We start from the raw sequence: 12,727 nt of genomic DNA, 5'->3' as shown, positions 1-12,727 counted from the left end.
TCCCACCAAGAACTACACCGCTAAAAACACCTAAAATTAGCCATTGATAACCTATGGATATTGAAAGTGGCTCCCATAGCACCGATCTCAAGAAACTTGGCCATCTATCTAGAAGATTATCACTAAGTATAGTTGGGTGTTTTTTACTAATTACTTTAGTATTTTCATCAATTACCGTAGCAGAATATTTACTAGAATCTTGTAATTCTACATTTTGTAAAAATTCTATTAATTGTGATTCACTTAACATTGCCCCTTCTTCTAAATGAAACCTTCTTTTCCATTCTCTTGCATTAGCAGTATCTAATAATTCAGGGACGCTACTAACAACATATAGATTTTCAGTTAAGCTAAATTCTATTTGGTAATCAAAATCCCTATCATCTTTTAGGCTCAAGGGAGCAAATCCTAATACAAATGCAACTACAAAAATCCATCCCATCAATGCTACGATTAATGATTCTTTAGTTCCTAATTTATCCGCAAGCCAACCGAAGAAAACTGCTCCTGGAGCAGCAACAAACTGGACAATTAGAATAGTTATCATATTAAAAATTAATTGAACGCCTAATACATCAGCTCCATAAGCTCCAGCGATCCCAATAACAGTTTGAACACCATCATTAAAAATATAAAAAGCAATTAAGAAACCAAAAAGATACTTATATTTTCTTACCTCTCCAAAAGTTTGCCTCAATCTACCAAATGCTGATAAAACAAGCTTTACCACTGATTCTTTTTTTACATATGTATCTATTTGCGGTTCTGGAACTACTTTTAATGTCCATATAGACCATCCAAACCACCATAGTCCTACAGAAATAATTGCTAATCTTGTTACTAAATCGCTATAGTTAGTTTCGTAAAAAGCTTGAATTAATATTAAGTGAACTAGTAGCAATAGGCCTCCACCTATATATCCATATGCATAACCTCTTGTTGAAATTTGATTTACGTATTTAGAATCAGCAAGACTTGGAAGTAGAGAATTATAAAATACATTTGCACCTGCAAAACCTATATTTGCAAGGAAATAACAACCTATAAGCCAAGACCATGAAGATGCAACATAAGCAGAAAAAAAACTTAAAATTGTAAATCCTGCTCCTATTAACATGTAATATTTTAAAAAAGTCTTTTTTAGTGGATATGTATCAGCTATTGCCCCTAATATAGGACTTGTAATAGCAACAACCAAAGCGGACAAAGCAACTCCAAATGCCCAAAGTGACGAACCTGAAAAAGTTATACCCAAAATATTCATTTCGTCACCGAAGGATTCCTGAAATGCAATAACAAAATAGACTGGGAAAATTGCTGCTGCTGCTGATGTTGCAAATGCTGAATTAGCCCAATCATAAATACACCAAGCTCTTATTATTGATTGATCTTTCTTAGGTAGCTCAGATAAAGAGTATCCAGATTTATTTACAGATTTTTTTTTCCCGAAAATCACTTTTTTCCCTCATGATCAACTTGGTAAAGTAATTTTTCTAGCAAAATACCAAGCAAAGATTGCTTCAAAAAACAAAGAAAGTGCCCAGGATGCTCCCCCAACTGTTGGACCATAACTCTTAAGGAATAATATACCAGTAGAAAGACATAATATTAATACTATAAATCGATATATATTTATATAAAAAATAGGATTTGTAGATTTTGAATTCATAATAATTCCAACATAAATTTGTTCCATAACTAAAAATGGTGGTAAAAAAGCAAGCAATCTAAACACAACCATTGTTCCTGAAAGTAAAGAGCCCTTAATTCCGAAAATAGTTAAAAATATAAGATTACTTAAAATTGGAATCCAGCTAATAGCTAAACATACAAAAAGAGTAATAATTCCAATAATATATGAAAAGTCTCTAATATTTTTATACTTATATCCATTAGCTAAAAGTGAAAGAATAGTTGATTGACATCCATTTATCATAAATGTAACTGCACCAAAAATACCAAAACCTAAATTGACAGATGATATTGCTATTTCAGGATTATCAAATCTTGTTAAGCAAGCATTTATTGCAGGCATTGTAAAAGCAGGTAAAAATGCAGCAAAAAGCAAGGGAGTAAAAAATTTAGTCAATTCTCTTATATTTAGGATATCTTTATTTAGAATATCATTTGAATCAAATAATTTTTTTCTTACTAAAAACAATATAATAATAGTCTCAATTATCGAAGAAATAGTATAGGAAGTTATTCCCAAATTATATTTATCAAAATCTAAATAAAATAAAAATGATGCAAAAAAAATACTCAGTATAAATCCACTAATAGTTCCAATCCAAATATAGTTTGATTTTGAAGAAACAATTGAAATAGCATATAAATGCATTTTAATTACTAATAAAAATGGAATAAAAAAAGAAATTCTTAATGCATTTTCAACTTCTTTTCTCATATCACCAGAAGTTTCAAATACTATTTCTAGAACAAAGTTTATAACTGGGGAAAAAATTATTAAAGCTGAAAATAAAAGACATATGAACGCAAGAATTAGAACAAAAAAATGAATTTTGAATTTACTATAGTTCTTAAAATAAACTATTGTCAAATGTTGAACTCTTAATTGAGGAAGAGAAATTAAGAAAAGTATGGACATTGCAATAGAGAACACGCTAATTGATAATTCAGGATTTATACTTCTTACCATAAAAGCATTTAGTATTGGAGTTAGAAATTGAGTAATAGATAAATTAATCGATGTAGGTAATAATATAGCTAATGCAATCAGATAAAATTTATTGGAAAACATATTAGAAGTCAAAATCCTAGACTTTCTTTATTATAAATTCTTTAGATTTTTTCTTAATTACTCGATTCTTAAGTTGCCCTATAAATTCCGGAGAAGAAATAGTAATCTCATCACCAGAATTAAATTTCCAATCTCTTGTTGAATAAGATAGTTGACTAGTTCCAAAAAAGTGTAAGTGTATATCACCTGGACGTCTATGAATATCGTACTTGAAATGATGATACTCCATATTGTCTAAACTGTGAGACATATATTCTTCTCCTGATTTCAAGATTCCACTTTCATAAATTTTTGATCCATCTCTGTCAATTTCACAACTAATAGAAATATCCTTAAATTCAAGTCTTGTGTCAAGCTCTGGCCCAATAGAACAATTTCTCATTTTTGAATGCGCTAAATAAAGATAATTTATCTGCTCAGTTTCATGATCAGAAAACTCATTGCCAAGTGAAAATCCGATTCTTACAGGATTGCCTTGAAAATCAATAATATAACATCCTATAATTTCTGGTTCTTCTCCTCCATCTAGTGAGAAATCAGGGATCTCTAATTCTTCATTTGGGCCTTTCAAATTAGTCCCATTACCTTTGTAAAACCATTCTGGAGCCACTCCAGTATTACCTTCTTTTGGTTTGCCGCCCTCTATACCCATTTGAAACATTTTTGCTGAATCTGTTTGATCTTTCTTGAGTTCATTTTCATTATGCATCATATCTCTAGATTTTACAGATCCAGTGTGAGTTAATCCTGTACCTGAAATAAATAATTTATAAGGATCAGGATGATCTATGGGAACTAATATTTTTGGTAAATTATCAGTTTTATTTGAATGCATTATCTCATCATAAGAATATTTGAGAGCTGGCGCTTTTTCCAATAAATTAGTAATAATATTTTCTAAACTCAAGTCGCTAGATAATGAATAGTTAATTAATTCATATGTAGTACTTAAATTTTTGTTTATTTCAGTTATGTTAAATATTTTGTTCTCAAATAAAACCCCTACTATTCTAGAGTTTTCAGAATTTGACAATTGAATTAATTTCATTATTTACTCTCCAATATATACAAAATCATATTTTTAGTTTACGTTTTCGATTATCATAGATTATATTAGAATATATCTAAATCAAATAAATAAAGTTGCTTATGAGTAATGAATTAAAAATATTAATCGTAAATGGACCTAATCTTAATATGCTTGGTAAAAGAGAGCCTGAAATATACGGTTCAAAAACACTTGATGAAATAAATGATAACCTAAAAGAATTTTCTAAAGAAATTAGTGTTAATTTAGAATTCTATCAAAGTAATCATGAAGGTGAAATCTTAGATTTTATGCATGGGAAAAATAATTCTATCGATGGCTGCATAATTAATGCTGGTGCACTAACTCATTCTTCTACTGCACTGCATGATGCAATAAAATCAGTTAGTTACCCTTGTGTCGAAGTACATATGTCAAACATATACTCAAGACCAGAATCATGGAGACAAAAATCACTAATTGTTTCAGCAGTTATTGGAACAGTTCAGGGATTTGGCGAAAATAGCTATAGATCTGCTGTAGAATTATTGGCTTCTTCTATTAGATCTTAAAATTTTTCTCCCCATTGATCATAATTAAAATTCATTTCAACATCATTTCTTTCTCTAATTTTTTGGTGTGAATCAATTAGTTCATCAGGCAATGTTTTTTCATTACCTGGTTTTCCTACAACCAATAAAAATCCAACTTTGCTTTCACTAGGAATATTAACTACAGACTTTACTAAACCCTCATCCCAACCCCCTATTGGATGTGTTTCTAATCCTAACCTTGTTGCTTCTATCATGGCATTTTGACCACTAAATCCGATATCTAGAAATATTTTTGGATTAAATTTTTCATCAATCTCTTTTGTAGAAAATATTAATATTAATCCAGATTTTTTTGCCCAAACTCTATTATCCGATGACAAACATTCAATAATTTGATTAAACTTTACTGAGTTACTTTTTACACCTATGATACGCCACGGTTGAGCATTTCTTGATGATGGAGCCCACATAGCAGCTTTAATAATTGAATTTACCTCATTATCTTGAATTGGATCTTCCATAAAATTTACAGAACTTTTTCTAACTAAAATCGGATTATCTGGGGACATTATTTCTCCTATACTTTTACTTAGTTTTATTGTAACCTTTTCTTACTATTTTCTAAATTAAAAAAAAGGACTATTATGATATATGAATTTAGGACCTACCAAATCAAAGCTGGTTCATTACAAACTGTTATAAGTAAATTTCAAGAAAAAATTGAAGGAAGAAATACGATTTCAAAAATTGGAGCTTTTTGGTATTCAGAAATTGGTGTATTAAATCAAATAGTTCATGTTTGGCCTTATGAAAATATGGAACATAGAAATCAATGTAGAGAAAAAGCTGTAAAGAAAAATCTTTGGCCACCAGATACAGCAGAATACATGTTAAGAATGAATACTGAATTTTGGAAGCCGGTATCTTTTAGTCCAAAATGGGAACAAAGAAATATTGGTCCATTCTTTGAAATGAGAATCTATACTTTCCCATTTAATGAAATTAATAAAATGTTACCAGCTTGGGAGGAAAAAATTGAAGCAAGAAAATCTCTAGCTCCATTAGTTGGAGCTTTTGTTTCAGAAGTGGGAGAAGTGAATAAATTTATGCACATATGGGGATATAAAAGTCTTCAACATAGAACTGAGGCTAGAGAAAAATTTTCATCAATAGGATGGCCTCCAAAATCTGAAGCAAAACCACCATTGTTTATGGAAAATAAAATTGTAATGCCAAGTGAATTTTCTCCTATTCAATAATAAATTTTGATTGCCTCCAACACTCATAAGCAATCACAGAAACTGAATTACAAATATTGATCGAACGTATGTTTGGAAACATAGGTATATAAATCTTATTTTTTGATTGAAATTTTTGCAGTACAGCCTTACTTATACCTTTGCTTTCTGATCCAAATACAAATGTGTCAGAAATATTATAATTTAAATCTGTATATTTATTTTCAGCCTTTGTATCAGTCAGGTATATCTCAGATTTCCCCTTCATATTCATAAAATTCTCAAAATTTTCATGAATATGAACATTGCAAATATCAAAATAATCCAAAGAAGCTCTTCGTAGATTTTTATCATTGAGAGTAAAACCAAGAGGTTGTATAAGGTGTAAATCAGCATTAATATTTGCACATAACCTTATTATATTTCCAGTATTATGAGGTATTTCAGGCTCATAAAGTACAATATTCATTTATAAACTCCAACTATTTTAGTGAGTTGATTATTTAGGTCTTTAATATTGTTTATGGGTAAATTACAAACATAATTTTTACAAATATAAACAGTAGTTTTATTATCGTTTCTTCTTCCTTTCATAATCGGTAGATCTAACTCTTTTCTATTTCCGGTAGAAGAACAAAAAATTAAGTTAGGAATAAAAGAAGACAATATAAGAGATTTTGATTCTTCATAAAAATTATCTTCCTTTTTACCTGAAATCAATATCTCATAATTTTGTTCTTGCATTTGATAATACAACATAAACCATGAAGGTACATCAAGGGGACTTTTATCTAGAAGTCCTGAAACTTTTTTTATTGATTCTCCGACTATTTTAAAATATTTTTCTTCTCCAGTAAATCTGTAAATTTTATATAGATTTTGTGCTGCAATTGCAGCAGGATTAGGAACCATTGGATCGAAAAAGCCTTTTGGTCTTATTATTAGTTCAGTACTCTCAACTGAATCAAAAAAAATACTTTCTTTTTTACTCCAAAACTTTAATATAGTTTCATCACAAAAATCTTTAGCTAAATTGAACCAGTAGGGATCCAATGAAGAGTTATATAGTTCAAATAATGAGGATATAAAATAAGAATAATCTTCTAGAAATGAATTTTCTCCTTCTGTAGTATGAAGCAAAACATTATTCTTGAGATTGAATTTCAAAATAGACTCTGCAGTACTTTTTGCTTGCTCAAGATATTTCTTTTCATTGGTAATATTGTACCTATTACAAAGACTAGATATAAGTAATGCATTCCATGATGAAACAATCTTTTTATCCGTTCTCGGCTTTATTCTTTTTTGTCTTATTTCTATCAAATTATTCTTTGCTCTAGATATTGCAGAATCAATATCTAAAGTAGATATGTTTTTTTCTTCTGAAATTTGATCTAAAGATTTTGAAACATTAAGGACATTTTTACCATCAATATCTCCTTCTTCTGTAATATCCCATAAACTAGAAATTATATTGAAATCTTTTGGATTTAATATTTTTTTTATTTCATTATAATCCCAAATGTAATATGCACCTTCTTCACCTTCTGAATCAGCATCTTGAGTACTAAAAAATAGATTTTCTGTAGTTTTCATTTCATTATCTAGAAAGTCAAATGTTTGGTCTATTGCTTCAAGAATTTTTGAGTTTTTAGTTACCTTATAAGAAGTACACATAATTGATAAAATCAATGCATTGTCATAAAGCATCTTTTCAAAATGAGGAACTATCCATTTCTTATCAGTTGAATATCTTGCAAAACCTCCCACTAATTGATCATAGATTCCTCCATTTATCATAGAACCTAAGCTCAATTGCCCCATATTAAACCAATCATTATTTGAATATTTTTTCCCAAGTAAGTATAGAATTTGTAATTTTGTAGTTTCTGGGAATTTTGGAAAATCTCCAAATCCTCCATTTTCAAAGTCAAAAGATTTATTAATTTGATCAATTATTTTTTCATATATATTATCTGACTGAATATTTGATATTTCCGAAGAATTAAAAAATTTTCTTAGTCCTTCTATTACCACTTTAGTATGATTATCAATACTTGATCGATCATTATGATAAATTTCTATAATTTTAGCTAAAACAGACTTAAATGCTGGGATATTATGTCTATCAAACTTAGGGAAATAAGTTCCAGCATAAAAAGGCTCCCCCTTACTATTCATAAAAATTGATGCTGGCCAACCTCCTCTACCAGTTATCATTTGTATGGCGGCCATATATACAGAGTCAATATCTGGTCTTTCTTCTCTATCTACCTTTATAGAAATAAAATTTTTATTTAATATCTCAGCAGTCTCAATATCTTCAAATGATTCTTCTTCCATAACATGACACCAATGGCAACTAGAATATCCAATTGATAAAAATATTGGCTTGTCTTCATTTTTAGCTCGTTCAAATGCTTCATTAACCCAGGGATACCAGTTTACTGGATTTTTAGAATGTTGAAGTAAATACTCTGATTTCTCCTTTGATAAGTAATTCATAATTTATTCCTACAAATTTATTTCAATACTTACTGGGCAATGATCTGAACCTAAAACATCAGCATGAATATCTGCAGAAATAAGTTTATTTTCTAGTGATTTAGATATACAGAAATAGTCAATCCTCCAACCTACATTTCTCGCCCTTGATCCTCCCATATAACTCCACCAAGTATAGTTATCACTATTCTGGTTGAATTTTCTAAAAGTATCTATAAATCCTTCTGCAACTATATTGTCAAAACCTTTTCTTTCTTCCTTTGTAAATCCAGCATTACGTTCATTTGATTTGGGATTTTTTAGATCAATTTCTTTATGCGCGACATTTAAGTCCCCACAAAAAATTACTGGCTTAAATTTCTCTAATTCCTTAATGTAGCTCAAAAAGTCAACATCCCATTCATTTTCTCTATATGGCAGTCTAGATAAATCTCTCTTTGAATTAGGAGTATAAACAGTAACTAAATAAAAAGATTCATATTCTAAAGTTATTACTCTTCCCTCATTATCATGTTTGTCTATACCAAGCCCATATATAGAATTCAATGGTTTGTTCTTGGCAAATATCAAGGTACCAGAGTAACCTTTCTTTTCAGCACTATACCAAAATTGAGAATAGCCAGGAGTATTAATTTCTACTTGCGAAGATTGAGCTTTAGTTTCCTGAATGCAGAATAAATCAGCATCTGAATTCTCAAAAAATATCATAAAATCCTTTTTAAGGCATGCTCTTATTCCATTAACATTCCAAGATACTATCTTCATATACCCGGTCCTTTTTTCAATAATTTATTTACATTATATTTTTAAATAAGAAAATACAAAATATAATTCAGACTACACTAATGATTTTGACCAAAAAATTTATCAATTAAGAAAGCTTAGTGCTCTAAAAATCTATTTTTTTTGACCAAAACTGACTTAAATAATATTTTTTATTGACTTAAATATAATGTAATATATAAGTATAATTTTTAATAAATAGACAATTTATAAAATAATTATGCATAATAAAAAAACCATATTTTCATATAAAAAAACTGCTTTTTCAGATGGAACTTCCCATGAAAAAAGGGAGCTGGTTAGTATGATTGCTCTCTTTACCGCTATTTCACTTGGGGATAAGGCTAAATATAGAGAAGTTATAGAGCTTGTAGAATCTAAAGCTGATGGAAAAGTCACCAGGAGGTCAATAAGAGGTGCGGTATCTAATTTGAATAATATCTTTCCTGTATCAAATATAGGGGGCAAGCAGATAAAAATAATAAAGGTAAATAAAAATAAATTAAAAAAGATCTTTATTGCAGAGTCTCAATCTTTTATATTCAAGTATATTTACGACCAAACAGACGAGTTGAGAAACTTTTTTTATGAGGACTTCAATGTAAATGAAAGGCAATTTTACAGATACCTTAATGGTGAAAGAACTATAACTAATAAAAATGTACTTCTTAAGATTGCTGCTTTTATTACAATTTTTTTATCGGAGGATCAAAAATTCAAATATTACCCTACTTACAATAAAGAGGTTATCGAAACTCAAATAGGCTACCAATTCTGTAAAACTACTCCACTTTTTGCAGTAAACCCTACTTTAGAAGAAATTTTTTCACTAAGCTTTTTTATGAATGAAGAATTATTATTTCATCATATAACTAAATTAACTAAAGATTTGGGGTTTTCATCGGAAGAATCTTATCAAATAAATAAATCCTTATTTGAAAAAAAATCTAATACCCCTAAATTATCTAAAAATGATTTCTTTGATTTTTTTCATATGATGGATTCTGATGGAGGTTTCATAGATAAGCAAACAATTGTAAGATCTACAAACTTAACAATCAAAGAAAGAATAAAGATTTTACCTAGTATTGAAAAAGATATACTCAAGTCAATGCCTTCAGCATTCATCTTATCTTGGCAAATTTCAAAAAAGTCACTAGCAAAACTTAGAAATGAAATTTCTAGAATCAATAAAAACAAAAAAATTGTTAAAAGAGATTTATTAAATGATAAACTTGCAGGTTATTTTAGATAAAAAACTATTAAAATGAGCGTATCATAATTATAAATTTAATTTACTCAAGGAGTTTGAAAATTAACAAAAATTCAAATACTATAAAAAAATCTAATCTTATTGTTAGCGATAGATCAGTATTAGTTAAGCTTTTTATTTCAATTTTGTTGATTTTTCTTACTGGTTTATTCGCTCAATTTAGGTTTTTTATTCCAGGAAATCCCGTTCCAATAACATTTCAAACTATGGGAATATTACTAATGGGTGGTATTCTGGGACCCAAATGGGGCTTTTCTGCTTCACTAGGATACATATTTATAGGATTAGCAGGCTTACCTGTCTTTCAGGGAGGAAATGGAGGATGGAACTACTCTATTGGTGTAACTGGTGGATACTTAATAGGATTTGTTCTTTCATCACTTTTAGTCGGATTACTAGTCAGCAAAGGATTAAGTGGTTCTAAAAGTATCTGGGCATATATTGTAGGGACTATGGCTGTATATATTCCAGCATTAATTTGGCTTTCTATTTTTGATTTTGGTTGGCCAGATAAAGGTGAGCTTTTATCTCAAGCAGTATACCCTTTCTTAATTGGCGATATGATTAAGGCTATAGTTGCTTCGATGTTAACTATGGGAATAAGTTATTCAAACTTAAAAAATTATCTTTATAAAAAATAAAGTATTGAAAAAAAAAATAAGATTACCAAAAGGATGGAAAGAGAAATTAGCAGATGAATTTGAAAAAGAATATATGCTTAAAATCAAACAGTTCTTATTAGATTCATATAATTCTGGTAAGGAAATTTATCCCAAAAAATCTGAAATATTTAATGCTTTCAATTATTGTGATTTTAAAGATGTAAAAGTAGTTATTTTAGGGCAGGATCCTTACCATGGTCCCGGTCAGGCAAATGGACTTTGCTTTTCAGTTAATGATGATATTTCAAATCCTCCTTCTCTAACAAATATTCTAAAGGAGCTAAAAAAAGATTTATCTTATGAAAAAAAAAATCAAACAGGAAATTTAAAAAACTGGGCTGAGCAAGGTGTTTTTCTACTCAATACAACTCTAACAGTAGAAAAAAATAAACCTTTATCACATAGTAAAATTGGATGGGATATATTCACAGATAAAGTGATAGAAATATTAAATAAACATAAAAAAAATTTAGTTTTCATACTATGGGGCAATCATGCTCAAAAAAAGATAGAAAAAATAGATGTTTGTGATCACTTGATTTTGAAATCTGTACACCCATCCCCTTTATCTGCTCACAGAGGATTTTTTGGTAGTAAGCCTTTTTCAAAAACTAACAATTATCTGAAGTCAAAAAATATTAAAGAAATTAATTGGTAATTTTTTTGGTAAGAGAACCGACATTGAGGGACATTAAAGTCGGTTCTCTATAAATATTTTGGGTCATCCAATAAGAATAATATTTATTTTTTAAAATTTGTCTCATTAATGTAACATCATAAATCCCCAAATATGACATACAAATTTATAATTTATTTATGATATTTTATAATCATTCTTAGAGAGCTGATATTCCTTGCCACTAAATAAAGATTTATCAGTTCTCTAGATTAAATTCATAAGTTAAAGTATGTATTTTTAACATAAATAATGGTGTAATTAAGTTAATATGGATAAAAGTTAATAAGGATAAAAGATTGGATATTTATGTTGGTAATATCCCTTGGAAGGTTGATGACGACGAATTAAAAGAATTGTTTTCACAATATGGGGATGTAGAAAGTGCCACTGTAATAAAATACAAAGACACTAATAGGTCAAAAGGTTTTGGGTTTGTAGAAATGGACGATGAATCAGCACAAAAAGCAATAGACGCTCTAGAGGGGTATGAGATGGATGGAAGGCCATTGAAAGTTAATCAATCTAGAGGTAAGCAATAAGATTAATTAACTTTCAAAATAATTCCTAATGAGTGAGGAAAATTTCAAAAAACAAATAATATTTCAGGTGGAAATTTTTCTTTTAGAAATAACTAAAAATCCAAAACATGTAGAATCTAAGATATTGCTAAATTCATTAAGTGAACTAGAAAATTTCTTTGAAATATTAACAAATTATATTCAAGATGAGAGACTAAATCTTAATCTTGAAGGTATGGAAATAACGCCTCAATCAAAGAAAAGACTTGATAATGCTGAAAAATTATTTAGATTTACCAAGAATGAATTTTCAGATATAAAAAAAATTATTCTTCAAAATAAAGATCTAGATAATGATAAATTAAACTTAGCAAAGTCTAAGTTTAATTCTTATATATTTCCAAAATTATTTTGGATTTTCGATGATGGAGATTCAATAGAACTAACAGCTTTAAAGCATCTATATGATCTAGGAGAAATAAATTAGGAATAAGACATCCAGTTTTGTTATGTTGCTTACATTTATATATTTTTATATCAAATAATTTTTAAGATATGAATAAAATGAGAAAATCATTATTAATAAAAGATAATACAATAATCTACAAAGATAAAAATGGAAAAATTGTAGATAAAAAAACTTGGATGAAAATTTCTGAGAATCGTTTATACCATTTATATGATATTGATCATAATAAAATTAGTTGAGTCCAAGCTTTTGTTCCTT

General features: G+C 28.7%; 15 protein-coding genes. 8 read left to right on the top strand and 7 right to left on the bottom strand.

The features are described 5' to 3' along the window. The 3 genes from MK083_05335 to MK083_05325 all read right to left on the bottom strand — a co-directional run. On the bottom strand, positions 1-1,456 hold a 1,456-nt coding region (locus tag MK083_05335; protein MCH2673878.1), incomplete at its 3' end, for an MFS transporter. A 15-nt stretch (positions 1,457-1,471) separates the two neighbouring features. Continuing rightward, the gene (locus tag MK083_05330; GenBank protein ID MCH2673877.1) at positions 1,472-2,761 is read right to left on the bottom strand and encodes a hypothetical protein; all 1,290 of its coding nucleotides are present in this window, start codon (positions 2,759-2,761) and stop codon (positions 1,472-1,474) included. Positions 2,762-2,777: 16 nt separating this feature from the next. Then, positions 2,778-3,809 (bottom strand): sugar transporter, encoded by a 1,032-nt coding sequence (locus MK083_05325; protein MCH2673876.1) that lies wholly within the window; start codon positions 3,807-3,809, stop codon positions 2,778-2,780. Positions 3,810-3,910: 101 nt separating this feature from the next. On the opposite strand from MK083_05325, the gene aroQ reads away from it, so the two are divergent. Continuing rightward, a complete protein-coding gene (gene aroQ / locus MK083_05320; protein MCH2673875.1) occupies positions 3,911-4,360 on the top strand; it encodes a type II 3-dehydroquinate dehydratase in 450 nt (149 codons plus the stop codon). Here the strand turns inward: aroQ and MK083_05315 are convergent. Continuing rightward, positions 4,357-4,911, bottom strand: a complete 555-nt coding sequence (locus tag MK083_05315) for a nitroreductase family protein (protein MCH2673874.1) — start codon at positions 4,909-4,911, stop codon at positions 4,357-4,359. The two genes, aroQ and MK083_05315, sit on opposite strands and share 4 nt — an antisense overlap. Positions 4,912-4,986: 75 nt before the next feature. Here MK083_05315 and MK083_05310 point away from each other — a divergent pair, with 75 nt between their 5' ends. Further along, entirely contained in the window at positions 4,987-5,601 is a 615-nt protein-coding gene (locus MK083_05310; GenBank protein ID MCH2673873.1) for an NIPSNAP family protein, read from the top strand. On the opposite strand, the gene MK083_05305 is transcribed toward MK083_05310, so the two are convergent. The 3 genes from MK083_05305 to MK083_05295 are packed head-to-tail and all read right to left on the bottom strand — an operon-like array spanning position 5,591 to position 8,850. Continuing rightward, positions 5,591-6,049, bottom strand: a complete 459-nt coding sequence (locus MK083_05305) for a tRNA (cytidine(34)-2'-O)-methyltransferase (GenBank protein ID MCH2673872.1) — start codon at positions 6,047-6,049, stop codon at positions 5,591-5,593. The two genes, MK083_05310 and MK083_05305, sit on opposite strands and share 11 nt — an antisense overlap. After that, positions 6,046-8,085 carry a thioredoxin domain-containing protein gene (locus tag MK083_05300; protein MCH2673871.1) on the bottom strand — a complete coding sequence of 680 codons (2,040 nt, stop codon included), beginning with the start codon at positions 8,083-8,085 and terminating at the stop codon, positions 6,046-6,048. The genes MK083_05305 and MK083_05300 overlap by 4 nt, the downstream gene beginning before the upstream one ends. 9 nt (positions 8,086-8,094) lie before the next feature. Next, entirely contained in the window at positions 8,095-8,850 is a 756-nt protein-coding gene (locus MK083_05295) for an exodeoxyribonuclease III (protein ID MCH2673870.1), read from the bottom strand. A 238-nt stretch (positions 8,851-9,088) separates the two neighbouring features. Here MK083_05295 and MK083_05290 point away from each other — a divergent pair, with 238 nt between their 5' ends. The 6 genes from MK083_05290 to MK083_05265 all read left to right on the top strand — a co-directional run bounded on the left by MK083_05290 (position 9,089) and on the right by MK083_05265 (position 12,708). Continuing rightward, positions 9,089-10,123 (top strand): hypothetical protein, encoded by a 1,035-nt coding sequence (locus MK083_05290; GenBank protein ID MCH2673869.1) that lies wholly within the window; start codon positions 9,089-9,091, stop codon positions 10,121-10,123. 53 nt (positions 10,124-10,176) lie between these two features. Continuing rightward, a complete protein-coding gene (locus tag MK083_05285) occupies positions 10,177-10,782 on the top strand; it encodes a biotin transporter BioY (GenBank protein ID MCH2673868.1) in 606 nt (201 codons plus the stop codon). Between the two features lie 4 nt (positions 10,783-10,786). Then, entirely contained in the window at positions 10,787-11,461 is a 675-nt protein-coding gene (ung, locus tag MK083_05280) for a uracil-DNA glycosylase (GenBank protein MCH2673867.1), read from the top strand. Between the two features lie 317 nt (positions 11,462-11,778). After that, the gene (locus MK083_05275) at positions 11,779-12,021 is read left to right on the top strand and encodes an RNA-binding protein (GenBank protein MCH2673866.1); all 243 of its coding nucleotides are present in this window, start codon (positions 11,779-11,781) and stop codon (positions 12,019-12,021) included. A gap of 28 nt (positions 12,022-12,049) precedes the next feature. Continuing rightward, positions 12,050-12,487, top strand: a complete 438-nt coding sequence (locus MK083_05270; protein MCH2673865.1) for a hypothetical protein — start codon at positions 12,050-12,052, stop codon at positions 12,485-12,487. Between the two features lie 68 nt (positions 12,488-12,555). Beyond that, complete coding sequence (locus MK083_05265; protein ID MCH2673864.1) at positions 12,556-12,708, top strand: hypothetical protein; 153 nt, start codon at positions 12,556-12,558, stop codon at positions 12,706-12,708. The last annotated feature ends 19 nt before the right edge of the window (positions 12,709-12,727 follow it).

It is taken from the genome of Dehalococcoidia bacterium (assembly GCA_022451965.1).
Taxonomy (GTDB): Bacteria; Chloroflexota; Dehalococcoidia; order Lucifugimonadales; family Lucifugimonadaceae; genus TMED-70.
The sequence above is the reverse complement of the archived record's forward strand: the minus strand, read 5'-3'. Positions and strand labels throughout refer to the sequence as shown.